At 42.5% G+C, this 25,886-nt stretch carries 23 protein-coding genes; 7 read left to right on the top strand and 16 right to left on the bottom strand.

The window, feature by feature from the left end; translation table 11 throughout:
- Nucleotides 1–6: 6 nt before the first annotated feature.
- On the bottom strand, nt 7–1,020 hold the full coding sequence (locus AAEY99_RS05930; protein ID WP_351009636.1) for a hydrolase: 1,014 nt from the start codon (nt 1,018–1,020) through the stop codon (nt 7–9).
- Nucleotides 1,021–1,132: 112 nt separating this feature from the next.
- Between AAEY99_RS05930 and AAEY99_RS05925 the strand changes: the two genes are divergently transcribed.
- Nucleotides 1,133–1,645 carry a TAT leader-containing periplasmic protein gene (locus AAEY99_RS05925; protein WP_101085257.1) on the top strand — a complete coding sequence of 171 codons (513 nt, stop codon included), beginning with the start codon at nt 1,133–1,135 and terminating at the stop codon, nt 1,643–1,645.
- A 23-nt stretch (nt 1,646–1,668) separates the two neighbouring features.
- Complete coding sequence (locus AAEY99_RS05920) at nt 1,669–3,258, top strand: GMC family oxidoreductase (protein ID WP_351009635.1); 1,590 nt, start codon at nt 1,669–1,671, stop codon at nt 3,256–3,258.
- Nucleotides 3,259–3,328: 70 nt separating this feature from the next.
- On the opposite strand, the gene AAEY99_RS05915 is transcribed toward AAEY99_RS05920, so the two are convergent.
- The gene (locus AAEY99_RS05915; RefSeq protein ID WP_351009632.1) at nt 3,329–3,820 is read right to left on the bottom strand and encodes a DUF2390 domain-containing protein; all 492 of its coding nucleotides are present in this window, start codon (nt 3,818–3,820) and stop codon (nt 3,329–3,331) included.
- 72 nt (nt 3,821–3,892) lie between these two features.
- On the bottom strand, nt 3,893–5,803 hold the full coding sequence (locus AAEY99_RS05910; protein WP_101085260.1) for an ABC transporter ATP-binding protein: 1,911 nt from the start codon (nt 5,801–5,803) through the stop codon (nt 3,893–3,895).
- Between the two features lie 176 nt (nt 5,804–5,979).
- On the opposite strand from AAEY99_RS05910, the gene AAEY99_RS05905 reads away from it, so the two are divergent.
- Nucleotides 5,980–6,177 carry a YheV family putative zinc ribbon protein gene (locus AAEY99_RS05905; RefSeq protein WP_162023862.1) on the top strand — a complete coding sequence of 66 codons (198 nt, stop codon included), beginning with the start codon at nt 5,980–5,982 and terminating at the stop codon, nt 6,175–6,177.
- Between the two features lie 36 nt (nt 6,178–6,213).
- On the opposite strand, the gene AAEY99_RS05900 is transcribed toward AAEY99_RS05905, so the two are convergent.
- The 8 genes from AAEY99_RS05900 to sfsA form a co-directional block, all read right to left on the bottom strand.
- Nucleotides 6,214–6,732, bottom strand: coding sequence for a hypothetical protein (locus tag AAEY99_RS05900; protein WP_101085262.1), 519 nt, complete (start codon nt 6,730–6,732; stop codon nt 6,214–6,216).
- A gap of 491 nt (nt 6,733–7,223) precedes the next feature.
- Nucleotides 7,224–8,078, bottom strand: coding sequence for a pantoate--beta-alanine ligase (gene panC, locus AAEY99_RS05895; RefSeq protein WP_350979023.1), 855 nt, complete (start codon nt 8,076–8,078; stop codon nt 7,224–7,226).
- Nucleotides 8,079–8,321: 243 nt separating this feature from the next.
- A complete protein-coding gene (gene panB / locus AAEY99_RS05890; RefSeq protein WP_101085264.1) occupies nt 8,322–9,116 on the bottom strand; it encodes a 3-methyl-2-oxobutanoate hydroxymethyltransferase in 795 nt (264 codons plus the stop codon).
- A gap of 68 nt (nt 9,117–9,184) precedes the next feature.
- Nucleotides 9,185–9,670, bottom strand: coding sequence for a 2-amino-4-hydroxy-6-hydroxymethyldihydropteridine diphosphokinase (gene folK, locus AAEY99_RS05885; protein ID WP_351009630.1), 486 nt, complete (start codon nt 9,668–9,670; stop codon nt 9,185–9,187).
- 5 nt (nt 9,671–9,675) lie between these two features.
- Complete coding sequence (gene pcnB / locus AAEY99_RS05880; RefSeq protein ID WP_162024398.1) at nt 9,676–10,977, bottom strand: polynucleotide adenylyltransferase PcnB; 1,302 nt, start codon at nt 10,975–10,977, stop codon at nt 9,676–9,678.
- Nucleotides 10,978–11,218: 241 nt separating this feature from the next.
- The gene (gene gluQRS / locus AAEY99_RS05875) at nt 11,219–12,100 is read right to left on the bottom strand and encodes a tRNA glutamyl-Q(34) synthetase GluQRS (protein ID WP_101085267.1); all 882 of its coding nucleotides are present in this window, start codon (nt 12,098–12,100) and stop codon (nt 11,219–11,221) included.
- Nucleotides 12,101–12,239: 139 nt separating this feature from the next.
- Nucleotides 12,240–12,683 carry an RNA polymerase-binding protein DksA gene (gene dksA, locus AAEY99_RS05870; protein WP_011638715.1) on the bottom strand — a complete coding sequence of 148 codons (444 nt, stop codon included), beginning with the start codon at nt 12,681–12,683 and terminating at the stop codon, nt 12,240–12,242.
- Between the two features lie 118 nt (nt 12,684–12,801).
- Nucleotides 12,802–13,506: a DNA/RNA nuclease SfsA gene (gene sfsA / locus AAEY99_RS05865; protein ID WP_351009628.1), complete on the bottom strand. Its 705-nt coding sequence runs from the start codon at nt 13,504–13,506 to the stop codon at nt 12,802–12,804.
- Nucleotides 13,507–13,650: 144 nt separating this feature from the next.
- Between sfsA and pepB the strand changes: the two genes are divergently transcribed.
- Nucleotides 13,651–14,925, top strand: coding sequence for an aminopeptidase PepB (pepB, locus tag AAEY99_RS05860; protein ID WP_351009625.1), 1,275 nt, complete (start codon nt 13,651–13,653; stop codon nt 14,923–14,925).
- A 53-nt stretch (nt 14,926–14,978) separates the two neighbouring features.
- On the opposite strand, the gene thpR is transcribed toward pepB, so the two are convergent.
- Complete coding sequence (gene thpR / locus AAEY99_RS05855) at nt 14,979–15,524, bottom strand: RNA 2',3'-cyclic phosphodiesterase (protein WP_335690984.1); 546 nt, start codon at nt 15,522–15,524, stop codon at nt 14,979–14,981.
- 208 nt (nt 15,525–15,732) lie between these two features.
- Here thpR and AAEY99_RS05850 point away from each other — a divergent pair, with 208 nt between their 5' ends.
- From AAEY99_RS05850 to mrcB, 3 genes are all read left to right on the top strand, one after another.
- Nucleotides 15,733–17,994 (top strand): putative bifunctional diguanylate cyclase/phosphodiesterase, encoded by a 2,262-nt coding sequence (locus AAEY99_RS05850; protein WP_101085271.1) that lies wholly within the window; start codon nt 15,733–15,735, stop codon nt 17,992–17,994.
- A gap of 184 nt (nt 17,995–18,178) precedes the next feature.
- A complete protein-coding gene (gene hrpB, locus AAEY99_RS05845) occupies nt 18,179–20,725 on the top strand; it encodes an ATP-dependent helicase HrpB (protein WP_351009652.1) in 2,547 nt (848 codons plus the stop codon).
- A gap of 68 nt (nt 20,726–20,793) precedes the next feature.
- Nucleotides 20,794–23,094: a penicillin-binding protein 1B gene (mrcB, locus tag AAEY99_RS05840; protein WP_351009622.1), complete on the top strand. Its 2,301-nt coding sequence runs from the start codon at nt 20,794–20,796 to the stop codon at nt 23,092–23,094.
- A gap of 142 nt (nt 23,095–23,236) precedes the next feature.
- Here the strand turns inward: mrcB and AAEY99_RS05835 are convergent, their stop codons facing one another.
- From AAEY99_RS05835 to AAEY99_RS05820, 4 genes are all read right to left on the bottom strand, one after another.
- Nucleotides 23,237–24,046, bottom strand: coding sequence for an ion transporter (locus AAEY99_RS05835; protein WP_351009619.1), 810 nt, complete (start codon nt 24,044–24,046; stop codon nt 23,237–23,239).
- Nucleotides 24,047–24,175: 129 nt separating this feature from the next.
- Nucleotides 24,176–24,511 carry a hypothetical protein gene (locus AAEY99_RS05830; RefSeq protein ID WP_101085274.1) on the bottom strand — a complete coding sequence of 112 codons (336 nt, stop codon included), beginning with the start codon at nt 24,509–24,511 and terminating at the stop codon, nt 24,176–24,178.
- A 23-nt stretch (nt 24,512–24,534) separates the two neighbouring features.
- Complete coding sequence (locus tag AAEY99_RS05825; RefSeq protein ID WP_162023855.1) at nt 24,535–25,188, bottom strand: hypothetical protein; 654 nt, start codon at nt 25,186–25,188, stop codon at nt 24,535–24,537.
- Nucleotides 25,189–25,194: 6 nt separating this feature from the next.
- On the bottom strand, nt 25,195–25,884 hold the full coding sequence (locus tag AAEY99_RS05820) for a PspA/IM30 family protein (protein WP_162023854.1): 690 nt from the start codon (nt 25,882–25,884) through the stop codon (nt 25,195–25,197).
- Nucleotides 25,885–25,886: the final 2 nt, after the last annotated feature.

Here is a 25,886-nt window from a genome sequence, read left to right as displayed (position 1 = left end):
TTCCTATTAATGACTGACTAAAGAAGCGTGGGTATCGTGTTCGGTTACTTTATCACCTGCAGATAGAATAAACTCGATGATGCGACGTTCGAGGTAAAAGCGCGGTTTCCAGGGCCAGCCACCTTCAACAAAACCTACATGTCCACCAAACTGATGCAACTCGTATTCAACCATAGGCGACAATTGAGCTTGGTTTGGGATCACTTCATCTGTCATGAAGGGGTCATCTTTGGCGTGGATGACTAATGTAGGCTTGGTAATATGTTGCAAATAGCCTAGGCCGCTAGATTGTTGATAATAATCATTAACGTCAATAAAACCATGCAAAGGTGCAGTGACTTTATCGTCAAATAAATAAAAGGTATTGAGCATTTTGAGCTGTTCTTTAGTGATCGGCATTTGCTCGGTTAACTCTGCAGTGTTAATTTTTTCGAGCATTTTATCTTGTAAGCGTTTAATTAAAAAGCGTTGATACAGAGTTGAAAAACCATTTTCTAAGCGTTTTGCACATGCGCTTAACGTGAGAGGCGCCGACACAACCACAGCGCGTTCGAGTAAGCTATGTTGTTGTTTGCTGCCTTGGTATTTTGCCAATACATTACCGCCTAAACTGTAGCCAACAGCATACAATGGCGAGTCTGGATAGTAGTGTTTTAGTTGTTCTAGGGTGTAGGCTAAGTCATTTACATCGCCGCTATGATAACTGCGAGCTAAGCGGTTAGGTTCACCCGAACAACCTCGATGATGATGAACAACAGCAGATATTTTGGCTTTTTTTGCTTCGATGAGCATTCTGCGTGCATAATGCGATTCTGTGTTACCTTCAAGACCATGGATAATCACTAAAATAGGCGCGCCATTTTGCGCTTGGCCTAGCCAATCTAAATCGATAAAGTCGCCGTCGGGTAACTCTTGTCGTTGCCTAAATGTTATTGGTCTGGCCACTTTAAAAATGAATGGTAGAATCGTTTGTACATGCGGGCTAGCAGCCCACCAAGGCGGAGTGAACAAGGTTTTCATAGAAGGAATATTTCTGTAATTGTTTGTGAAAATTTAAACGTATGTTTAAATGTTACTCATGCCACTCTACCACATAAAAAATAGAGACAACAATAAACTCAAGGGGAAGTAAATGAAGCGGCGTGCCTTTCTTACTGGTGCTTTTGCTGGAACTGCGGCAATAGCACTCGGCGTTAATTTATATTCACCTAGTATCACGACCTCTACCGATGATATTCATCATCGAGTGTTGTTCAGTGTGTTGCTGCCAGTGTTCTTAGACGGTGCATTGCCCGAGGTTCCAAGCCATAGAGAAATCGCGATAAATCGCACATTGGATGCGATTTCACAATCAATTACCCATTTGCCTGTAGAACAACAACAAGAGTTAATGGAATTGTTGGAGTTGCTTGAAGGACGCTTCGGCTTATTGTTGCTCAGTGGCAGTATGACACCGTTGTTAATGCGTGAACCAAAGCAATTGATTGACATGTTAGAGTTTTGGCGCCACAACTATTTGGACATGTTAACGACCGCTTATAACGGATTACGTGAATTGATAATGGCAAGTTATTACGCCTGTCCGGAACATTGGGGCAATTTACGTTATGTAAAGCCTACTTTCTTGGTGCATAACGCGCATTAATCCCTCATGTAAGGAGCTCTCCCTTGGCCATTATTGATCCTATTATTACCGGATTAAGTTCAGGCTGGCATCATATCGATGCTAGTACCTTAGAAATGGATCGCCACTTTGACGCTGATGTTGTTATTGTTGGCACCGGAGCTGGCGGCGGCACCGCAGCAGAAATACTCACTGAAGCTGGATTAAAAGTGATTATGATTGAAGGCGGATCGCTAAAATCATCAACTCACTTTGATATGGAAGAGCGCCACGCTTATCCGAATTTGTATCAACAAGCAGCCGCAATGAAAACTGCAGATAAAGGTATTGGTATATTTCAAGGTCGAACGGTAGGCGGTTCAACCACGGTCAATTGGACAACCTCAATTAGAACTCCAGAACAAACCTTGGCCTTTTGGGAGCAAGAAAAATCGGTAAAAGGTTTGTCCTCGCAAGATTTACTGCCTTGGTTTGAATTGATGGAGCAGCGGCTCAATATTGAGCAGTGGCAGTTTGAGCCCAATAGAAACAATGGTGCACTGCGCGAAGGTTGTGAAAAGCTGGGTTGGGATTACACCGTCATTAAACGTAATGTTAAAGGTTGCTGGAATACCGGTTACTGTGGCATGGGTTGTCCCGTTAATGCCAAACAATCTATGTTAGTGACTACTATTCCAGCGGCTTTGGACAAAGGCGCGACGTTGATTTCTCGCGCCAAGGTCATCAAACTTGAACACAAAGGCGATCAAGTTGTTGGTTTAACGGCGCAGGCATTAACCGAAGGGTTAATGCCGACATCGGTTAACATTACTTTTAGTGCTAAGCATTATATTTTAAGTGCGGGTGCAGTTCATACACCAACGATATTAATGCGTTCTAATACCCCAGATCCACATAAGCAATTAGGCAAAACGTTTTTACATCCGTCATTGTTATCGGGCGGTATTTTTGCAGAACAAATTAATGGTCACAGTGGTGCGCCGCAATCTATCTATTCAGATGAATTTGTTTGGCGTGATGGCGCGACTGGCGATTTAGGTTATAAGCTTGAAGTTGCGCCTGTACATCCGGTGTTGATTGCATCTAAAACCATTGGTTATGGTGTAAGCCACGCACAATTAATGGCTAACTTTAACCAAATGCAGGTGACTATTGCGCTTATTCGTGATGGTTTTAATCAGCAATGTCCTGGTGGTCAGGTAAGATTAACCGATACGAGTTTGGCGTTAGATTATCCTTTAGATAAAGGTTTTTGGGATGGTGCTCGTCGGGCATTTTTGTCTATGGCCGAATTACAATTTGCTGCAGGAGCCAAAAAGGTGTTGCCGATGCATGATGGCTTGTCATTTCTTAATTCGTGGAGTGAAGCAAAGCAGGCTATCAATAATGCCGATTTAGGTTTATTAAAAACCATTGTCGCCTCAGCCCATGTGATGGGCGGTTGTGCAATGGGTGAAGATAAAACCCTATCAATGGTCGATACTTTTGGTAATTCGCATTACCTTGAAAATTTATCGGTGATGGATGGTTCGGTATTCCCAACAAGTTTAGGCGCGAATCCGCAGTTGTCTATTTATGGTCTAGTGGCTCGAAATGCAACGGCATTAGCACAAAAATTGACTCAAACTAGCTAGCTGAACTGCTTGGTATGCCGTAGCATGGCGGTATATCAACGTACGGCAAGTCGCTAAACCAGATGATGCGTTATGAGTGAGCAAGGCCTGTTTGGGTGGTCAACTCAGTCATAATGCTTTCATCTAAGCCAAATAAGCTAAGGTAGTGTTGTATATTGCTCGACTCAGTATTATCAGGTTCAGTATCTAACGTTTTCCCCTGCAGTAAGTTCAATTTGTGTAATAACATGTACTGAGATTTACGTTCCATAATGAGCTCAACATCGAGCATTTTTTGATATTCTTCACCGTCTAAGTATGCTTTAGCAATCCGCCGTAATCGTCGATAAGGTTGCAACACATTTGCTTCCCATTGATCTACAACACCCGTCAATAATTCCCACAGTTGTGGCGTCAACACATAATGCTGTTGATCAAGGTATTGAGCCAATAATAAAATATTCACACTTACTTGGTAAGTGTCTTGTAAGTTTATGTAAAAATTGGGATTAGTTGAGTAATTTTGTTCGCAATCATGCCAAATTAAATAGCTAAATGTTTGCTGGTGAGAAGGCCGCGACATACAGTATCCCTTACAGCCTTAAGTGGTGTGAGTTAACACCACTTAAGGCTTGAATAAAATAAAACTAACTGTTTATTGAAAATCTTGTTCGAAAAGCTCTATCTGCTCTTGAATGTCTAACCAATGCATTTCACTTTCATCCATAGCTTGAGTCAGCGTAGTCCGTTCGTTGAGAACATTGGTCATTTTAGCTTTGTTCTCGGCTTCGTATAAGCTGCCATCGGCTAACTCAATTTCTAATTCGGCTAATCTGGCATTAATTTTTTGCTGTTGAGTTTCTAACTTTACTTGTTGTTTTTTCAGCGGCGATACTTTCTGACGTAATTCAGCTTCCATTCTTTTTTGCTGTTTTTTATCAACTGCATCACCGCCAGTGCCAACATCTGTTTTGTTGTTGGCTTGTGCTAGTTTAGCGGCATCGAGCAACCATTGATGATAGTCATCTAAGTCGCCATCAAAAGGTGTTACAACACCTTGGTCAACTAAGTAATAATCACTACAACTTAATCTTAATAGGTGACGATCGTGTGACACGATGACCATTGCACCCTCAAAGGTTTGCAATGCCATGGTGAGTGCGTGACGCATCTCTAAATCTAAATGGTTGGTCGGTTCATCGAGTAATAGTAAATTTGGACGCTGCCAAACCACTAATGCTAATACTAGGCGGGCTTTTTCGCCGCCAGAAAACGGCCGTACTGGCGATAAGGCCATATCACCATTAAAGCCAAACCCGCCTAAAAAGTTGCGTAATTCTTGTTCGCGAACACTTGCTGGTGCAAGCCTTACTAAGTGTTGCATTGGAGAGTCATCAAGCGTTAAAAATTCAACTTGATGCTGAGCAAAATAACCAATATTCAATCCTGGGTTAGGTTGGTATTTACCCGTTTTAGCTTGTAATTGCCCTGATAACAGTTTGATCAGCGTCGATTTACCGGCACCATTTCTACCTAACAAACCAATACGCGCACCAGGGACTAGGTTTAACTCAACCTGTTTCAGGATGGTGTTATCTTCATAACCAATAGAGACATTTTCCATTACCACTAATGGGTTAGGTAGCGCTTCTGGTTCTCTAAAGGCCATTTGAAATGGATTGTCTACTTGTGAGGGCAACAAATCGGCCATGCGTTCGAGGGCTTTTAAGCGGCTTTGTGCTTGTTTAGCTTTACTGGCTTTATAGCGGAAACGATCAACAAATGACTGCATATGTGAGCGTTCTTTTTGTTGACGCTCAAAGGCGACTTGTTGCTGGGCCATGCGTTCGGCGCGTACTCGTTCAAAAGAAGAGTAATTACCTTTATAGTAATTTAGTTTGTGATTTTCAACATGAACAATTTCACCAACAATGCCATCGATAAAGTCACGATCGTGACTGATCAAAATGAGTGTCCCTTGATAAGATTTTATCCAACCTTCTAACCAATACATGGTATCTAAGTCTAAGTGGTTGGTTGGCTCATCGAGTAACAATAAGTCTGAACGACATAATAGTGCTTGGGCTAAGTTGAGGCGCATACGCCAACCACCAGAGAAGCTTTTTACCGGGTTACTTTGGTCTGCATCCTTAAATCCTAAGCCTGCTAATAGCGCGCCTGCTCGAGCTTTAATGGCATAGCCGCCAATAGCATCAATTTTGCCGTGAATAAGCGCAATGGCATTACCGTTATTGTCAGTTTGGGCTTTCTCTAGTTGGGCTTCTAAATCACGGTATTCAGTGTCACCGTCGAGGACATACTCTAGAGCCGACACATCTAATGCCGGTGTTTCCTGCGCAACAGAGGCAACTTGCCAGCCTGAGGGGAAACTAAATTCACCCTTATCTAGATGTAAATGACCCAAAATCAAGGCAAGCAATGATGATTTACCTGTACCGTTGGCGCCGACAAGGCCAACCTTGTGTCCGGGATAAATCGTCAGTGAGGTTTCATCGAGTAAGGTTTTACTGCCGCGAATTAACTGAGCTTGGCTTATGTTGATCATTAATTACAACTTGATACTTAAGAATAGAATAATGGTGCAGATAATATCGCATCTACGATTTATTTCCCACAATCACGGGACTCATGTGGGCTAATCATGGCAAAATAGGCGTATAAATCAGGTAAAGACCTTATTGAGTTAACCGCTCATTCAGTAAACACTAAGTTGAGTAAATCATGACCAAAATTAAAAAGCGTTTTGTTGCAGGGGCTAAATGCCCTAAATGCAGTGCTAAAGACAGTATTTTATTGTTTAAAGAAAATGGAATTGAAACGGTTGAATGTACTGACTGTGATTATCGTGAGCAACAAACGGATATTAAAGTGCCTCAAAAAACCAGTGGTAGCATGATCGGGGTATTCAAACCTGATTAACATGTAGTGGCATCTCAACGCAGATGAAGAGTTGAGTTAGTTACTCATATATTCATCTGGTTGTGTTTCAGCAGATATCTTCATTTTATGTTTAGTTAATATCTGGATAACATTAGTATTATTTTTAATTAGGCCGTTGAAGCGTGTAGTAATTTCTTGTAATTCTAGGCCGTAACTTGGGTCGTCTCTAGGTTTAGTTTGCCAGTAACGCTTACGATCCAATTTTTGTATTTCGCTAGCCCGTAAAATTTCAAAATAGCTGTTTTCTTGATTTAAGCGATAAATTTCACCATCAAGTAGCTGCAGTAATTTCTCTTTAGAAATGGTTTGTTTATTGAGTATTGCTTCTAAGGGATCTTGTTTGAGCTCGCGCTTGTCAGAGTCAACCTCAGTGGTTATACCCAATTGGTATTCAATTTTATGTTGGCTATATTCCTGAGGGCAAGCTGTTTGGCTGAAAACGACTTTTTCATCCATCATGCATTTGTAAATAGTATTGGCTTGAGCAGTAAAAGTGCTCATGGCGAGTACGATGAATAACAGTCTTTTTGCCATGCGGCCACACATCCTTTTGTCATCACTATTACGATTTTGATATCACATGTTTACGTTTTCGACACTAGGCCTTGTCGATGATGCATTCAACCTCACAGTTGACAACCATGTCTAGCTGCTAATGGTAAGCAATCACCGGTTACGTATTTTGGCTAAAGGTATTGTTTTTTACTGTATCTTGCCAACTCACTTATTTAACTAGTGTTTTGATGAGCTTATGTACTTAAACAGATTAGCATGTTTTAACGCTACGCAAGTAAGACATTACCCATACTCATTACCGGATATTGAATACTCGGCAATCATACTTTGCTAACTATATAACTATAATCACGACGATAACACTATTCTAACGCTTAAATATGGTTCAATTTTATCGATAAAACCAGTTTTTTGACAATGGAAATCTCAATAAAATAAAAAATCTTTGTTTTTTATTTTATTGAGTTAAGCCAAAAAATAATGTTTTTTTAGCGAAGCGTGCTATGTGCCTAACTTGAATGACGAGAAAATGACACGTTGTCTATCAAGCGCGCTTTGCCGAGATACGCCGCCCCAATAACCACTAGCTCACTGTCAGCTGCCGTTACTTGGCGTAATGTATTGGCATTTCTCACTTCGAGATAATCAGGAGTAAAACCAACTGTTATAAGTCGTTTTTTGGCAATTGAGATAGCTTGTTGTATTGCTTCACCGCGTTGAATCGCGTTAACAATACTGTCTAATGCTTGTTTTAATGTTGCTGCTGAGTGTTTTTCTTCAGTGGTTAAATAGCCATTACGAGAGCTCATCGCAAGACCCGACGCTTCTCGGATAGTTTCCACTCCAATTACATCGATTGGCATCGATAAATCTTCAACCATGGTTTTGATAATCATCAATTGTTGAAAATCTTTACGGCCGAATAAGGCGATATCAGGTTGAACAATATTAAACAGTTTGGAAACTATAGTGGCCACACCACGAAAATGACCTGGGCGGCTTGCACCGCATAATTCATCACCAATTTCTGGTACTTCAATAAATGTTTGCTGTGCCAATCCTTTGGGATAAATAATCTCAGGTGTTGGAGTGAAGAGTAGTTCTGTTCCGGCAAGCATTAGCTTTTCGCTATCTTGTGCGAGTGTGCGTGGGTAACCATCTAAGTCTTCATTGGCACTAAATTGCATCGGATTAACAAAAATAGATACCACCACATGGTCTGCGCGCTTTTTAGCTTCATTCACTAAGGTAATGTGACCTTGGTGTAAGTTACCCATAGTAGGCACAAAAGCAACCGTTTCGCCTTTGCTGCGCCAAGTCTTAACATGTTCGCGAATGGTTGAGATAGCGGAAGTGGTTATCATTTTCTGTTCGAACCTTAATAAAAACAATGTAGTCATTGATGTAGATTTAATGATTAGCCTCAAGCCGAATAAGAGCTAGGGTAATCGATAACAACGGGTTTATTTCGCATCTGCAAATCAAACTTGCCGTTTGTGTTGCTAACGAAGGTGCATTGACTCATCAACTGTCGATCTATTGTAAGTCAATGCAACGTAGATAGCAGAGCAAAAATGATAATAAATTTATATTATCAAGATGTTATATTAATTAAAGGTATGTTCTTCCGCTGGGAATGTGCCGTTAGCAACTTCATCAATATAAGCTCTGATAGCCGAACGGATTTCGCCGGTTTGTTTGAGATAGTTTTTTGAAAAACGGGGAATGTAGCCACTCGAAATGCCTAAAACATCGTGCATAACAAGAATTTGGCCATCGGTGTCAGCTCCAGCGCCGATACCGATAACTGGAATGGTTAGTGCTTCAGTAATGGCTTTAGCCAGGGAGGCTGGAATACACTCAACCACTAATAATTGCGCACCAGCAGCTTGCAATGCTTTAGCTTCATCTAGAATGCGTTGCGCGTTATCAGCGTCGCGACCTTGCACTTTAAATCCGCCAAAAACGTTCACCGACTGTGGCGTTAATCCTAGGTGAGCACAAACTGGAATACCACGTTCGGTTAACATTTTTACGCTTTCAAGTAACCAATGTCCGCCTTCTAATTTAACCATGCTGGCACCTGCCTGCATTAATATTGCAGCGTTAGTCATGGTCTGTTCTGGGGTGCTATAGCTCATAAACGGCATGTCTGCGATGAGTAATGCGCGCGAAACACCACGTTTGACACAAGCGGTATGGTAAGCAATATCGGCAATGGTTACTGGTAAGGTATCGTTATGGCCTTGAAGCACCATACCGAGTGAATCACCCACTAGAAGTACATCAACACCTTCACTGTCAAATGCGCCGGCAAAACTAGCGTCATAAGCCGTTAATGCGGTGAACTTTTTACCTTCTTGTTTGAACTTGATTAGGGTCGAACTGGTGACTTTTGACATAGTAGACTCTTAAAACAATATTGAAATACTAAAAGCTGAGCTTAATCTTCTGTCTGTTAAGATCAACTTTAATCGATAAGCTTTTGTAATTCATCACGCATTGCCACACTAATAAGGCTTTCAAGGCTTGTATTACAAGGCAATGTTAGCCCTGGGGCAATGTCTGCTAATGGAACTAACACAAAACTGCGTTGCTTCATGCCGTAATGAGGCACACAAAGTCGAGGTTCGTTGATGTGTTGTTGACCATAGAGTAACAAATCTAAATCTAAGGTACGAGGTCCCCAGTGTTCAAGTCGTACACGCCCTTGTTGTTGCTCGATTTCTTGTAAGGTATCGAGTAACTCAATGGGCAATAGTGAGGTTTGAAACCCCGCGACAGCATTGACATAATCTGGCTGAATAACATCACCCATGGGCTTGGAACCATAATATGCTGACACCGTAAAAGTGTTGTTTATTGCCAATGCCTTTAGCGCCAATACTGCAACATCGAGTTGTTGTATTGGCTCCGCTAAATTAGCGCCTATGGCAACATAAACTTGAACCGCCATGATTGTTATTCTTCTGCTGGCTTGGCTGCTGGTTTACGGCGACGCTTACGCTGTGGTGCATTTCTGTTACGATTATTGCTGCCTTTGATGCTTTTAGCTATGTCGCTACGGTCAGTTTCATCAGCTTCTACAAACGCTTTCCACCACTCAGCTATCTTGGCAATATTACCCATTTCAACTTCACCGCGCAGTAGCAGTAAATCATAAGCTGCTCTGAATTTAGGGTGCTCTAGTAGTTTAAATGCTCGAGTGCCTTGACCGCGTTCTAATCGTAACTGCAATTGCCAAATGTCGCGTGCTGGAGTGCTAAATCGGCGTGGTAAGCTAATTGTTAGACACTGTTTTTCAAGCACATCACCCATTGCAGCAACATATGCATCGTAATGAGTTAAGCCGCTTTCAATGGCAATATCATCAGCTCGTTGCTTAACGGGATACCACAAGATTGCCGCAAAGAAAAATGCCGGAGTCACGGTTTTATCTTCGCTAACACGGATATCGGTATTACGCATAACGACTTGCAGCATTTTAGCGGCATACCCTTTAGGCGACTCTTCAATTAATGCACCGACTTGTGGGAACAAGGGCGCGAATAAACCAAAACGTTGCATCATGTGGTAATTAGCTTCTGCTTTACCGGCAAAAAACAGTTTCAATACTTCTTCATACATGCGCGCAGCAGGAATATCGGCTAGCAATGGAGCAAGGGCTTTGATGGGATCCGCTGTCACGGCATCGATTTGCATATCAAGTTTCGTCGCAAAACGAACAGCACGAAGCATACGCACCGGGTCTTCGCGGTATCGCGTGTCTGGGTCGCCAATAAGCTTAATCGTTCTAGCATTGAGATCGTTTATTCCACCACCATAGCTGCGAATAGAATAATCACTAATATCATAGTAGAGCGCGTTAATGGTGAAGTCACGGCGCTCAGCATCTTCATCGATCTCACCGTAGACGTTATCGCGTAACAAACGGCCTTCAGCGTTGGATTTTGATACTTTATCATTGCTTTCACTGTGGTGACCGCGGAAAGTGGCAACCTCAATGACATCACGACCAAAAACGATATGCGCCAGTCTAAAGCGACGGCCGACTAAGCGACAATTGCGGAATAACTTTTTAATGTCATCTGGGGTGGCATTAGTGACGACGTCAAAATCTTTCGGTTCAAGACCTAATAGAATGTCACGTACTCCACCGCCCACTAAATAAGCTTTGTAGCCAGATTTATTAAGACGATAAAGTACTTTTAGTGCATTTTCACTAATTTGACGACGTGAAATTGAGTGACCATCTCTGGAGATAATATCCAGACGTAAGCCATCTTCTTGAATGGGTTCTTCAAGGACTGGAGCTACTTTGTTGTTTTCAAATAGCTGTTTACAGAATTGGCTAATACGGCGAAAAATAATACACCTCGAAATGCTATAATAATTTGATTAAAAATCTGGCGGGTATAATACATTAAATGTGACCGAATGAGTATACGTACAGTTGCGCTAAAAAGGGCTTAATGCAATAACTTATGTCAGTTAATGACGATACCTAGTTGTTTATTGTCGATAAGACAATTTCTTTTTGTGCAGGAATCGTGCTTAGGTCAAATTGTTCAACAGCCTGTTTAAGCATCACTTCTACCGAATCTACATCGACAGCTTTTTGGCCTAAAAAGGTCAGTGCCGCATTAATACTGGCTTGAGGGTGAATGACATCTATGGCTGGAGCATAATTCTGCTTGGATAATTTAAAGCCTTTCTCGGCACAAACTAACGGCAAATGTAGCCAATCAGGTGGCGTAAATTCCAATTGGGTAAACAAACTTATTTGTCGGCAACTGGCTTCAAGTAAATCACAACCTCTGACCACTTCAGTTATGCCTTGATACGCATCGTCGAGAACAACGGCGAGTTGGTAAGCATACAAACCATCACTGCGTTTAATAATAAAGTCTTCTTCGGCGAAAGCTTTATCAACCATCACCGAGCCTTGAAGTTTATCAACAAAATGATCAATTTTAACGTGATTACGAATTCGAATTGCGCCGTGTGTCAGTCTAGGCTGAAGTCGGCCACAACGGCCATCATACACTCCGCCGCTGGTTTGAATTATTTTACGTGTGCATTGGCAATAATAAGCAAGATCACTGGCGATAAACGCTTCAATTTGATCTTGATAAGCCTGATATCGTTGCTGTTGAAATAGTACGGTTCCATGCCAATGTAAGCCGTAGGCATCGAGTGTTCTAAGGATGTTATCGCTTGCACCGGGGACTTCGCGTGGCGGGTCGATATCTTCTATGCGGACAAGCCATTGGCCTTGTTGACTGTGCGCGCGAAGATAACTGCCTAATGCAGCAATGAGTGAGCCAAAATGCAGTGAACCTGATGGTGAGGGCGCAAAACGTCCGATATAGGATGGGGGAATCATGTTATAGCGTTGTTTTTCGTTAACATCGTATTGTTATTATCGTCAGTTAATGCGACAACACAATAGCCTTGTTAATTTGTTAGTGGGTAAATAAAGTCAATAAAAAGGGCGAGATAATCTCGCCCTAATCAATAACGGGTTAACCCGCCATTTGTTTTTCTTTTATTTCAGCTAGCGTTTTACAATCGATACATTGATCGGCTGTAGGGCGAGCTTCAAGTCGACGGATACCAATTTCTACGCCACATGAGAAGCAGAAACCAAAATCGTCTTCTTTGATCAACTGTAAAGTCTTTTCAATCTTTTTGATCAATTTACGTTCTCTGTCACGAGCGCGTAATTCTAAGCTGAATTCTTCTTCTTGTGCTGCACGGTCGACAGGATCAGGAAAGTTTGCAGCTTCATCTTGCATGTGAGTTAACGTACGGTCGACTTCTTCACGCAATTGGTTACGCCATGCTTCGAGGATCAATGTAAAGTGACCACGTTGCTTGGTATTCATATACTCTTCACCAGCCGATTCCTGGTAAGGATCTACTCCAGCGATAGCGAGTACGCCAAGTTTTTTCGTGCCTTGAGGCATAACGCATCTCCTGTAATCATTTGCGTTTTAAGGACGTCTTAAATTTATGGCCGCTATCTATACCAGAAACTCTATAGCGTGGCAAATTTTTTACTTGTTATTTAATTTTTATTTTGATCTACAGCATGACTTTACAAGCTGAAGTGATCAGGCTTCCCTGTGGCGAAAGCGCTGTTTTATAAGCTAGCACTTCAACGCCATTTGCTACGGCTTGTTCAAGTAAGTCTGCATATTGTGGATCTATATGTCGCGCGGGTTTAACACTCGTGATGCCACTGTGCTGCACCACAAATAATAAAACAGCACGATGGCCTAATTCCACCATGTGGATGAGTTCTCGCAGATGCTTTTGTCCACGAGTGGTTACGGCATCGGGGAAGTAACCCATTTTATCTTCTAGTAAAGTACAACTCTTCACTTCAATATAGCACTCTGGCCGGTTTCGGCTAGTGAGCAAGATATCGATGCGGCTATTTTCACTGCCATACTTTACTTCGCGTTTTAAATGCTCGTAACCTAATAGTTCGGTAATCACTTGCCGATTAATCGCTTCTTCTGCAAGAGCATTGGCTCGCCCGGTATTAATCCCGATATAATGCTGCTGATCTGTCTGCATTAATTCCCATGTGTGGGTATATTTTCGTTTTGGATTGTCGGAGCTGGAAAACCAAACCTTTTCACCAGGGAATAAGCAATTTTTCATTGAACCAGTATTTGGGCAATGAATCGTGATTTCTTGCCCGTTAGGTAGCATGATATCGGCAAGAAAGCGTTTGTATCGTTTAATTAATACACCGGATTCTAATTCGGGAGTAAATTTCATCGATGACTCATCTAATGAGTTGATTTACAACAATGCTAACAAACTTTAGCGTGGTTTATCGATTATGTTTTGTCTACACTACTGCCATTAGCTCGTGATTAAGCTCGAGCATTGGTGTTATTTGGCTTACTACAAGGGATTATTATGAATATTATGACCGTTACGCTCACCACCGAAGCCCCTGCAGAACATTGGGGTAAAGCTGATGTGACTTACCAAGGTACTAAGGCAACAATCCATCTATCGGGTAGCGATGAACTGCGTCAAGTGCAGATGGCCGCAAGAAAAATCCGCAATCAAGGCATTAATTATGTGCAGCTAGACGGTGGCTTATGGACCCTGAATTCACAGTGGGCATTTGCACAAGGTTTTGCCACGGCTAAAGCAGGATACCAAGTGGACTGGTGTGGTAGTGACGCCGATAAAGAAACGTTGAATCAACGTGCCGTAGCGGCCCAGTTTGCTCGCAAATTGATCAATGATACTCCAGAAGATTTATCGCCTTTATCGTTAGCTAATCAAGCGGCGTCTTGGCTAAAAAATATTGGTGGTGACCATGTCAGTTTTAACATTATTGAAGGCCATGAATTATTAGAAAAAAAATGGGTCGGTATTCATGCTGTGGGTCGTGGTAGTGAACGTCCTCCTGCATTGTTAGAGCTTGATTTTAATCCGTTAGGCGCAGATGCTCCAGTCTCTGTTGCCTTAGTGGGTAAAGGTATTACGTTTGACTCAGGCGGCTATAGCTTGAAGTCGTCAGAAGGTATGTTAGCGATGAAGTGTGACATGGGCGGTGCTGCCACGGTTACTGCTGCATTGGGATTAGCCATGAAGGCTGGTTTGAACAAACGCGTTAAGCTATTTTTGTGTTGTGCAGAAAACTTAGTTAGCGGTAATGCTTTCAAGCTGGGTGATGTTCTAACCTACAAAAACGGCACCACGGTTGAAATTGTTAATACTGATGCTGAAGGACGTTTAGTTCTAGCCGATGGTTTACAAGCTGCATCAGAAACGGGCGCAGGCTTAATTATTGATGCTGCAACGTTAACCGGCGCTGCTGTGATGGCTGTGGGCTCAAATTATAACGCCATTTTTTCACCACAAAAGGCGACATTACAGCTTGCACAGCAATGTGCGGAAGCCGTTTCTGAAAACGTATGGCCATTGCCGTTAGATGCTTGGCATAAAGATATGTGTCCATCAGCTTATGCTGATACTGCAAACAGTCGCCCAGTTAAAGGTGGCGGTGCAGGTGGCGCATCAAACGCGGCCGGTTTCTTATGGCGTTTTGTATCACCAAATGCGAATTGGTTACACGTTGATCTCGCAGGTGCTTTTGAATCATCTGCCTCGGCGCTATGGGCCGCTGGTGCGACAACACATGGCGTATTGACCATTGCTGAGTTATTAAAAGACTAGTCATCAATTGTAATTAACATTAAACCGTCGCTCACATTCTGTGGTGACGGTTTTTATTTTTGCCGTAACGGCCAACTTTCTAATATCGTGTAGTTAACGTTATGGTGGTGGCCAGTCGATTGATATAAGTGCAAATGGCTTGGCGCGATGATGAGCTGAGTGTCCTTTACCACGGCTGGTAAAGAAGCTGTTGTCACCCCACGAAATAGACTAATGTGCGGAACATAATCGTATTGACTGATGGCTAGATGGTGAGTTTTTGCAATGTTGTTAATGTCATTCGCCATAGTGTTTAATGATGTACTCGCTTGTCCTTTTAAACAGATTAATTGTGCTGTTTGCCACCAAGCGAAGGTGTCGATAACTTGACTGAAAGTTGTTTTAGGCATCTGATTTATTGCTTCATGGATTTTTGAACAAGTGGTCGGATCTATTTGACCGAAAAAGCCTAATGTTATGTGTAAGTTGTGTGCTAAAGTGGCTACTGAATTTGTATTTATTTTAGTTATAAGTGTTTGTTGTAGATGTAATATTTTATCTATTTGTGGTTTGTCTACGCTAAAGCCGACAAATAATCTTGCTGACGAAGGTGTTTGCATCCGGTTGGCCCTATTATTTATTGAGCTGAAACATAAACGTTGATAGATTAACAATACTACTGATTTTAAAAACATATCGTGGTTTCAGTTAACTACCTAATCAATATAGTGCTTATAGTTAGCGCTTATAGTTAGCGATATGGCATCCACAAGATAACTGATTTTATTCCCAAGCAAATTGAATTGCTAACCTTGAATGAGTTGATGAATGGCCGATAGCACCCAGCAACTATTGAAAAGTGTTTTTACAAATGGACCTATTGAGGGTAGTAATACTTCGGTGTTATCACTGCTTAATCAAGCATTACAGTTAGTCTGTCAAAGGCTAGAATGCAGCGCTGCATTTGTGTTGACGAGTCAATATGATAAATTATTTGCCGTCGATACTGATATTATCGACACTTCAGAGCAACAATGTGTCAGTCATTTTGGTGCTTCACCAGCATCAGAAGCGCTGTTTAACCAGCATTTACAAGATAATTTGTCACTGTGCGAATCATTATTTAACAGCTATCAAGCAATCATTTATCCTCATTCCCCAGAGCAATCATTTACCGCTGACGAAAATCGACTCCTTACACCGCTTTTAGGCATCTTTAATCAACTCGATATTGATTGTAAGCATCTTGCTCTGAGTCCTGTTTTGCATGTTGGCAATGTTAAAGTTGTTTTAGGCACTATGTGTGCATCCGATGCTAACACAGTAGTGAGTCAGCAAGATGATCCTTGTGCGTTTGTGCAAAAGTTACTCGATGATACTGCATATCAATTAGCCTCTTCACTTGAACTTCGTCGTTTATCCGTGCTTTTAGACAGTAAAGATAAACAGTATCAAGAGCTATTTCAGTTACTGCCGATGCCATGTGCGTTGATTGATTTACACAATAATGTTGTATTGCAAAATGATGCGAGTAAACAAAATTTACCCATTACAGTCGGGCAGAGTTTATTTACGTTGCTACGAGAAGATGATCACCCACTATTACTCGATACCTTGCATATCGTTCGAGAAGGTATTTTACGCCAAGCCTGGTGTGAAGTGCCGTTACGAAATGGGGTTCAAATATACTGGTATAAGTTTAGCTTTTGCCATGCACTTAATAAACAGCAACAGTTATTATTAATGATTGAAGATGTCACCGAACGTTATCGACTTGCCGATGAGTTATCGTTTCATTCCAATTATGATGTGCTAACCGGATTACCAAATCGATTACAGTTCGAAAACATGCTTGAAGAGTTATTAAAAGACGACGAACATGCTCCGGCTTGTATTGCCTTTCTCGATCTCGATCAATTTCAAGTGGTAAATGACCTTAGTGGTCATCAAGCGGGTGATGTGTTGCTGCAACAAGTGGCGACTCGCTTAAAACAATTATTACGTAAAGACGATGTGGTTGCGCGTTTAGGCGGCGATGAGTTTGGCTTATTGATGCATTATTCTGATACCGCATCGGCGCAACAAGTGGCAAAACGAATTTGCCAACAGTTGTTTGATCATGAATTTACTTGGAAAGGTATCAAACACAACATTAGTGCCAGCATTGGCATTGCCAAAGTCGATTATGTTGACTCCGATATTTACGGTGTGATGAGCAAAGCTGATGCCGCTTGCCGCTTGGCCAAAGAAGAAGGCCGTAACCGTTGGCATTTTTATAATCCTGACGACCCACAAATGCACATGATGTATAACCAAATGCTGGCATCTGTGGATATTACAGGCGCACTGGCATTAAATCAGTTTGAGCTATTCTATCAATTAATTGAGCCGCTCGATAAACCCGACACTGGCATCCACATGGAAATTCTACTTCGCATGGTGCAGAGTGATGGCCAATATGTATCGCCGGGGGTGTTTTTACCTGCTGCTGAGCGTTATAACTTAGCGCCTCGAGTAGACCGTTGGGTTATCGATAATTTATTGACGTGGGGCGGTAATAATTTAGCTACATGGGAACAGCTTTCTATGGTGTCGGTGAATTTGTCTGCGATGTCACTTGCTGACCAAAAGTTCATGACTTGGCTCGAAATGCGCTTAATGGTTGAACCTGAGCTGGTGAGTAAATTATGTTTTGAAATAACCGAAACTGCAGCGGTAAGCCAATTAGACCAAGCTACCGGATTAATTGAGTTGTTACGACCATTTGGTTGTAAGATTGCATTAGATGATTTTGGTTCTGGTTTTTCTAGCTTTGCATATTTGAAATGTCTTGATGTCGATTACGTTAAAATTGACGGCCAATTTGTAGTGAATTTATGCGAAAACCGCAGTGATAAAGCCATTGTTTCGGCTATTTGTCAGCTCGGAAAAGACATGGGGTTTGAAGTTATCGCAGAGTTTGTTGAAAACACTGATATTGGCGTATATCTGAAAAATATTGGCGTCGATTATGCGCAAGGCTATGCTATTAATAAACCGACACGATTAGCTGAACTACAACACGGTTTACGGACTCCCTGGTTAATCTAAATGAGTAAAATGACTCAATAACTGAGAGCGGTTAATTGCTTTGTTAAAAAGGTAGCCAAATAGGCTTTGAAATAGGCAATTAATGACACCTTGATACAATGTGGGTAAAATGAACCGCAGAAAATAGCCGTAAAAGTTAATCGCGTTGACCTCAAAACAAGTATTGCAGCAGCACCCATCATTGATGCCCACGACATTGCCGATTCACGCGGTACTCGACTCGTTGCGTGTGCAGTTTTCGGCCCATTCACACATTATTATCGAAGCGCCAACCGGTGCAGGTAAATCCACAGCATTACCATTAGCGATGTTAGCCTGGCCTGAAATTCATGGCAAAATTCTGATGTTAGAACCTCGTCGAGTCGCGGCCCGCAATGTCGCTAAGTTTATTGCCCAACAATTGGGCCAAAATGTTGGCCAGCAAGTGGGTTATCGTGTCCGTGGCGAATCAAAAGTCAGCGCAGATACTCGATTAGAAATTGTCACCGAAGGTATTCTGGCCCGCATGATCCAACAAGACCCAGAGCTTAGTGGGATTGATGTGATTATTTTCGATGAAATACATGAGCGTCATCTTACGACTGATTTAGGCTTGGCTTTAGCACTGGAAGTGCAGCAATCATTACGTGACGATTTACACATTATTGCTATGTCTGCCACCTTGTCTGGCTTACCGCTAGACACGTTAATGCCCGATGCTGCGCAAATACACAGTGATGGTCGCAGTTTTGAGGTTGAGATTGCTTATCAGCCTTGCCCTGGGCAACAGTTGTGGCTAACACACATGTCCCGCGTGGTTATCGATACCATTTCAGATCCCAATCTAGCGCAATATCAACAGGGCAGCGTTTTGGCGTTTTTACCCGGTAAAGGTGAAATTCGTAAATTAGCTGGATTATTGCGTGAGCGTTTAGATGCATCATGGCTTATTTGTCCTATGTATGGCGACTTGTCGTCAGCGGAGCAAGATCAAGCCATTCGTGCAGCAGAACCGGGTAAACGTAAAATAGTCCTCGCGACTAACGTGGCTGAATCGAGTTTAACGATTGAAGGCATCACCCTTGTTATAGACAGCGGTTATCGACGTGAAGCGAGTTTTAACCCTAAAACCGGCGTGACACGCTTAGGGCTTAAGCGCATTAGCCAGGCATCGGCTATTCAACGTAGTGGCCGAGCAGGGCGCTTAGCTGCGGGTTATTGCGTGCGGTTATGGAGCCAAGAAGAACAAGGGCGCATGCGCAAAGTCGATGAGCCCGAAATCACGCAAGCAGAACTGACTTCTATGGCACTTGATTGTGCCAATTGGGGCGCTAAATCATTTGCTGAATTATCATTGCTCACACCACCACCGCCGATCCATGAACAAGTCGCTTGGCGATTACTTATTCAACTTGAATTAATTGACCCACAACGTAAATTAACGTCACTTGGCCGAGAGGCCTATGCATTAGGTTGCCATCCGCGCTTAGCGCATATGCTGCTCAAAGCTAAGCAACTTGCCTTGCACGACAATCAGCCACAACTTTGCCTGCTGGCTTGCGTATTAGCAGGCATTATTGAAGCCCGTGGACTACCGAAAAAAGGCGCTGATATTCATCATTATTTGACCGAGGCTTTGCAGGGGCAAATTAAACAGCAAGTTAGGCAATGGCAACAATCTTTGGCGATATCGGGTCAGGTCAATGAGGCAATACGTAATGCATCGACTCGTGATATAAGCTATTTGTTAGCACTTGCTTACCCTGATCGTATTGCCAAAGCTCGAGGCCATGAAGGCTTTTTATTAAGTAATGGTACGGGTGTGGTGATCAATGCCGAAGACAGTTTGGCTCATGAACCTTGGTTAGTGGTTGCTGACTTTCAAGAAACTCAAGGTCGTAATGCTGGCCAAATTTACCTTGCAGCAAGGTTAGATGAACGCTTGTTTACTGCCGAACTTGCCTCGTTAGTAACTACTCATGTTCACGGTGGTTGGGATGAAGCAAAAGGGCGTTTTTTTGCTGAAAAACATACCAAAATCGGTGAGGTTATCATTAAAATCGACACCGGTATTACGCCTGAACGGGCACAAATTACCGCAGCATTATTAGAACAGATCCGTATAAAAGGGTTAACAATCCTTAATCGTGACGAGCTGTTAATCCAGTTACAATATCGGGTTGAATTGGCTCGATACTTTGCGCCAGAGCATGATTGGCCTTGTTTAAGCGATGAGTACTTACTGGCGACGTTAGAAGATTGGCTTGGGCCACATTTGGATAACATTCGTTCATTGGCCGCATTGGCTAAAGTAGCCGCGTATGGATTGGTGAAAAATTTACTCAATTGGCAACAGCAGCAGCTATTAGAGCAACTGGTGCCAACACATTGGCCGATGGCAACTGGCACTCGTGCCCCCATCCGTTACCAGATGCCACTTGATACTGACGGACATTTTTACCATAACAATGACCAACAAGGCCGTGCGTTGCTTAGTGTACGTTTACAAGAAGCATTAGGGATGGCGCAAAGCCCGACAATATTGCACGGCAAAATGACGGTTACTATGGAGTTGTTGTCGCCAGCACAACGACCATTAGCCGCCACGGCAGATTTAGCCAGCTTCTGGCAAGGCCCATATATTGATGTAAAAAAAGAAATGCGTGGTCGTTATCCTAGGCATTTATGGCCTGATGACCCAGTGAATACAGTGGCAACAAAATTTACTAAAAAGAAAACTCCAGGCGTGTAAATAAGTCATCTAGCTTATTAATAACATGCAATTATTTCAGCGTTATATGGAAAACGAAACCATTATTTATGAGTAAAAAACCCAAAAAGTCTTCAGCCAACACAAAAAAAAGTGGCTCATCTTGGTGGCAAAAACTGTGGTCGCTCACATGGAAATTATCAATCGTTGGTATTGCTGTTGTGAGCTTTTACGCTATTTATTTAGACCAAATTATTGCGCAGAAATTTGAAGGCCAAAAGTGGCATTTACCGGCCCAAGTTTTTAGTCGTTCAATGGCATTGTACCCAGGTGCTGCGATAAACCATCCGCAGTTAATGGCTGAGCTTAATTTGTTGGGTTACCGTAAAGTGTCCAATCCGCGGCAAGTTGGCGAGTTTTCTGCTTCAAGTACTCGTATCGAATTATGGCGTCGGCCGTTTTTGCATCCCGAAGGCAACCAAGCCGAGCAGCGAGTGATGATAAGCTTTGACTCTGAAGGCGTTAGCTCAGTTAAGCGGATGTCTGACAAACGTGAATTAGCGGTATTTCATTTAGAACCAGTATTACTTGACCGTATTATTGCCGGCGATGGCGAAGACCGTTTATTTGTGCGAACGCCAGAGATGCCTTCAATGATTATCGATGCGCTTATTTTGGTTGAGGATCGCAGTTTTTATGATCACTTTGGGGTAAACCCATTGGCGATTGCACGCGCTGCGGTGGTCAATATTACTGCCGGTCGTACGGTGCAAGGGGGTTCAACCTTAACTCAGCAGTTAGCCAAAAACTTCTTTTTAAGCAGCGAACGCTCAATTGTGCGTAAAGTGCGTGAAGCCATAATGGCATTGATTATCGATTTTCGTTATAGCAAAGATGAAATTTTAGAAGCTTATCTCAATGAAGTGTACATGGGCCAAGACAAGGCCCGTGGTGTGCATGGTATGGGATTAGCCTCACAATTCTATTTTGGTCGCCCCATTGGTGAATTAACCGTGTCGCAGCAAGCCTTTTTAGTTGCGGTCATTAAAGGACCTTCTTATTACAACCCGTGGCGTTATCCTGAACGAGCCCAAGAGCGCCGTGATTTAGTGTTACGTTTGCTAATGGAAAACGATAAATTAACCGTTGCCCAATATAAAGCTGCAGCAGAGTCGCCAATCGGTCTACGCAGTGCTAAAAAATCGGTACATCAGAAGTTACCAGCGTTTTTTGCTGTGGTTAAACAAGAGTTACGCGACCGTTATGGTGATTCGTTACTGAAGCAGTCGGGCGTAAAAGTGTATACCACGCTCGATCCTATGGCCCAAGAAGCCGCAGAAAAAGCCGTGTTGTCTACCATGGCATCACTGGATAAACGGGCTAAAAACGTTCAAGTCGGCATGGTTGTCACCGACAAATATACTGGCGGCATAGCAGCGATGGTGGGTGATAAACAACCGAGTTATGAAGGATTTAACCGCGCGGTTGAAATTAGACGTCCAATTGGGTCGTTAATAAAACCATTCGTGTATGCCAGCGCATTACGCCAAGCAGATAAATTTACTTTAGCCACTCCCGTAGAAGATAAACCCATCACCCTTAAAAATGAGCAAGGAAAAACGTGGTCACCTAAAAACGTCGATAAAAAGTTCAGTGGTCAAGTGCCTTTATTAAGCGCATTTAAAGATTCAATGAACGTTCCAACGGTTAACGTTGGTTTGGCTGTTGGTGTTGAAAAGATTGCTGCTACATTGAAAAAATCGGGTTGGGAGGATGATATATCCCCTTATCCATCGATGTTGTTGGGTGCGGTGAATGGCTCACCATTAATGGTGGCTCAAGTTTATCAAACCATTGCTGATGAAGGTCGCTATCGTAAGTTATCATCGATTACAGCGGTATTAGACAGTCAAAACCAAGCGTTGGAAGTCACTCGTGTTCCATCGTCGATGGCGATTGATCCGGCAACCGATTACTTAGTTCAATATGCAATGAACCAGGTAGTGCGAAATGGTACGGCTAAGCGTTTAGGCGCTGCATTTCCTGGGGTTCGTTTAGCGGGTAAAACCGGTACCAGTAATGATAGTCGTGACTCGTGGTTTGCTGGATTTGATGAACGTAACGTAGCGGCTATTTGGGTTGGCCAAGACGATAACAGTAAAACGGGCTTGTATGGTAGTAGTGGCGCAATGGCCGTGTATCAGGCCTTTTTACATCAACGTCCACCGCTTAGTTTACGAATGATGCCCGTTAATGGGGTTATTAATGGTTATTTTGATCGTACAACGGGTGTGGCTAAGAAAGGTAATTGTGACAATATTATCGGTCTACCTGCATTAGACGCTAGCTATCATCCGGTTGCCAATTGTGGCGAGTCATTATCTTGGTGGCAGAAGTTGGTGGGAGAGTAACGCGTTAGCTTAGCCATTATGTCGTTGCCAACAATAAGCCCAAAGTAAGTGATTACTTTGGGCTTATTTTTTTTGTCTCGCGCAGGATAATCAACATTTTTAAGCAATCTTTTTTCCTGCTGACGATATTGCAGAGCAGAAGCTATTTACCTTGTCCGAGTTGATTACGTAAGGTAGCAATTTCTTCGATCATTTGCTGCTGATTGTGCTCCATGCGCTCTAGCGCTTGTTCTAGCTTGTCATTGATTTCTGCTTTATGCGCTGCTTGAGCCTCTTGCGCTTCGTTACGTTCTTGCTCATCTGGTGCGACGAAAACAGATGCCATATAACCGGATATCACTCCGAAAAAGCTGACACCACTAATGATCACTAATCCACCGATGATATGGCCTACCGTACTGACGGGATAGAAGTCACCGTAACCGACGGTTGATATGGTCACTAATGCCCACCAAATAGCTTGCTCTGCTGTTTGGATATTGGCGTTAGGTTCAGTGCTTTCTACTAATAAAATAAGTACAGATGCAGTGGCCAAAATTAATACCATCGCCACCAGTAAACTGGCTAATGTAGATTGTTTTCGCTGACGCAATAATGGGATTAATAATGACCGGCTCATGCGGATTAAACGAATAACCCTTAATATTTGGAATATACGTGCGATACGCAGTGCTTCAATGGCCGGAATGCTGGCAACAAAGTCTATCCAATGGTGCCTAAAGTAAAAGGCTTTATTACGTGCTTTGAACAAACCATGGAAAAACTTGGTCATAAAAATCATGCAGATTGTAGTGTCTATATACAGCAGTACTTTGTTGGTTTCAGCGTCTAACTTACCAAAGGTAATCGTGAGTACTATCACCACAGAGATCAGTGATAACACCATCATTGCGAGTTCGAATGGACTTGGGCCATCGACATTTTTGACCGACCAACGTTTAGATTCGAGCATATAATAAGTCCGTTTGCATTCGTTCGCCGTGAGGCTTTGTTAAGATGTTGAGTTTATCATAACAAAAAACGCACAAGACAAGTGTCTGGTGCGTTGTTTTTAGTTAATGTACAGTGCTGATAACGGTGTTTATTTTGACGATTTAGTATCAACGAAGTGGACCAAATCATCTAATACGCGCTTTTTGATTTCCAGCTGCGACTCAGATTCTAAGCCGTATTTCTGCGCTAAAATCACATAATCTTCAGCATTTAATGACACAGTTAAGCGAGGACGCTTTGGACGTTTGGATACAGAGAGTCCAAGTATGGTCCTGATTTGGTCTGAAGGACTGACGCCTTTATCTAAGGCTTCTTTTCGGATTGAGTATTGAAACTTCTCATCCAGATCAAAAGCCACTTGGGTTGCTTTTGCAGCTTGTTGGTTTTTAAGCCATTTCTCTGGTAACGGTTTGCCTGAACTCATTAGAAAATCGTCTCCTACCTGTATCAGCTTGCTGGCCAATACTCTCTAATATCGGTCAGTGGGCGATATAAAGTCAACATCACTTCAGTGTCTCCACTTTCGTAAACTTCAATATCAACCGCGTGAGAGTCATCAGCATTAGCCAAACTGTAACCTTCAAAACCTTCACCGCGAGCATCATCGTCATTTTGAGGAGGCTTTAGGTCGCGATAATCTTGACGATGGAAGTAACCAAAACCGGCAAATTCAACTTGATGATATTCATCACTGAGCCATTTATCGAACTCAGCGGCTAACTCGGCAGGAAGTGCCTGCAATGTCAGCGTTGCTTTGCCTGGTTCTTCAAATATTTCAGCAAATGCGTCAAGCTCAAACAATTGTTCAACCACAGCGCGGTTGATTTTGATTGAAATACTTAAGTAAGATTCGTCTTCTTGCACGTAGGATAAATAGATTGCGGTGCCGCTATGGCCACGTAATAAGAATTCACAAAGCTGCGAGCGTTGGTATTCATAAGTATGAATAGCTTCAACCTTAAGCTGTTGCCCGCGCAATTGCGTAGGCAAAGCAAAACTGTCATCAAAGGTGATCATATCACCCTTGAGCAGTTTATTTGGATGGTCAAGCTTACGCTTCGGGGCTTCTTTTTTGCCGAATAGGCCACTAAGAAATCCCATAATAGCTTAACCTTTACGTGCTTTAATGCGATCTAGCACAGCATTAGCATTCGACTTTTGCTCACCAATACCTGCTTCAGCTAGCTTGGCATGTAATGACTTATCGCTATTCTCTTCAGCTAATGTTTCTGACGCTTTTAAGCGGTCATCAAACTGTTGTTGACGTGCTTTGATGCGCTCTAGTGAATCTTTAGCGTTAAGCAGTTTTGAATTACTTGACGCAAATGAGTCAGTGATAGTTGCAGTGGCTTTTTGCACGCTTTCAGTGGTTTTAACCATAGTAAGTTGACGTTGATAATCATTTAACTGACGCTCAGTCTTCTTCACTAAATCTTTTAAACGCACTGCATGTGAGCTAAAGCTATCATTGGCTGTTTGTTGTTCAGCTAATTCTTCGTCTAGCTGAGCAATCTTTTCAGCTATTTCAATTGCTAAAGCTTCATTGCCTTTCTCTAGCGCTTGGGTGACATAACCTTCGTGCTCAACAACACTACGCTTTAGGCGATCAATTTCACGACTGGCTTGCATTTCTTTAGCCATAACATCAGTTAATTCACGTTTAGCTCGGGTTAAATGCTTTTCTGCATCACGAATCTCTTGTTCAAAAATTCGGGTTGAGTTTGAGTCAACGATATTTTGGCCAACTTCAGTTGCACCACCACGAAACGCTGTAAGAATCTTGTTTAGAATGCCCATAA

Origin of the sequence: Shewanella sp. S1-58-MNA-CIBAN-0166 (genome assembly GCF_040310085.1) — a bacterium.
Lineage (GTDB): Bacteria > Pseudomonadota > Gammaproteobacteria > Enterobacterales > Shewanellaceae > Shewanella.
Note: the sequence above shows the minus strand (reverse complement) of the source record. Positions and strands in the feature narration are given on the sequence as shown.

Bases quoted from the DNA above. Each gene is read 5' to 3' on its own strand.
- AAEY99_RS05930 (WP_351009636.1), bottom strand. From the start codon at position 1,020: ATGAAAACCTTGTTCACTCCGCCTTGGTGGGCTGCTAGCCCGCATGTA.
- panB (WP_101085264.1), bottom strand. From the start codon at position 9,116: ATGTCAAAAGTCACCAGTTCGACCCTAATCAAGTTCAAACAAGAAGGT.
- AAEY99_RS05900 (WP_101085262.1), bottom strand. From the start codon at position 6,732: ATGGCAAAAAGACTGTTATTCATCGTACTCGCCATGAGCACTTTTACT.
- dksA (WP_011638715.1), bottom strand. From the start codon at position 12,683: ATGCCTCAAGGCACGAAAAAACTTGGCGTACTCGCTATCGCTGGAGTA.
- AAEY99_RS05915 (WP_351009632.1), bottom strand. From the start codon at position 3,820: ATGTCGCGGCCTTCTCACCAGCAAACATTTAGCTATTTAATTTGGCAT.
- AAEY99_RS05835 (WP_351009619.1), bottom strand. From the start codon at position 24,046: ATGCTCGAATCTAAACGTTGGTCGGTCAAAAATGTCGATGGCCCAAGT.
- gluQRS (WP_101085267.1), bottom strand. From the start codon at position 12,100: ATGATTCCCCCATCCTATATCGGACGTTTTGCGCCCTCACCATCAGGT.
- hrpB (WP_351009652.1), top strand. From the start codon at position 18,179: ATGCCCACGACATTGCCGATTCACGCGGTACTCGACTCGTTGCGTGTG.
- pepB (WP_351009625.1), top strand. From the start codon at position 13,651: ATGAATATTATGACCGTTACGCTCACCACCGAAGCCCCTGCAGAACAT.
- AAEY99_RS05910 (WP_101085260.1), bottom strand. From the start codon at position 5,803: ATGATCAACATAAGCCAAGCTCAGTTAATTCGCGGCAGTAAAACCTTA.
- AAEY99_RS05905 (WP_162023862.1), top strand. From the start codon at position 5,980: ATGACCAAAATTAAAAAGCGTTTTGTTGCAGGGGCTAAATGCCCTAAA.
- panC (WP_350979023.1), bottom strand. From the start codon at position 8,078: ATGATAACCACTTCCGCTATCTCAACCATTCGCGAACATGTTAAGACT.
- thpR (WP_335690984.1), bottom strand. From the start codon at position 15,524: ATGCAAACACCTTCGTCAGCAAGATTATTTGTCGGCTTTAGCGTAGAC.
- AAEY99_RS05820 (WP_162023854.1), bottom strand. From the start codon at position 25,884: ATGGGCATTCTAAACAAGATTCTTACAGCGTTTCGTGGTGGTGCAACT.
- AAEY99_RS05925 (WP_101085257.1), top strand. From the start codon at position 1,133: ATGAAGCGGCGTGCCTTTCTTACTGGTGCTTTTGCTGGAACTGCGGCA.
- mrcB (WP_351009622.1), top strand. From the start codon at position 20,794: ATGAGTAAAAAACCCAAAAAGTCTTCAGCCAACACAAAAAAAAGTGGC.
- AAEY99_RS05825 (WP_162023855.1), bottom strand. From the start codon at position 25,188: ATGGGATTTCTTAGTGGCCTATTCGGCAAAAAAGAAGCCCCGAAGCGT.
- AAEY99_RS05850 (WP_101085271.1), top strand. From the start codon at position 15,733: ATGGCCGATAGCACCCAGCAACTATTGAAAAGTGTTTTTACAAATGGA.
- folK (WP_351009630.1), bottom strand. From the start codon at position 9,670: ATGGCGGTTCAAGTTTATGTTGCCATAGGCGCTAATTTAGCGGAGCCA.
- sfsA (WP_351009628.1), bottom strand. From the start codon at position 13,506: ATGAAATTTACTCCCGAATTAGAATCCGGTGTATTAATTAAACGATAC.
- AAEY99_RS05830 (WP_101085274.1), bottom strand. From the start codon at position 24,511: ATGAGTTCAGGCAAACCGTTACCAGAGAAATGGCTTAAAAACCAACAA.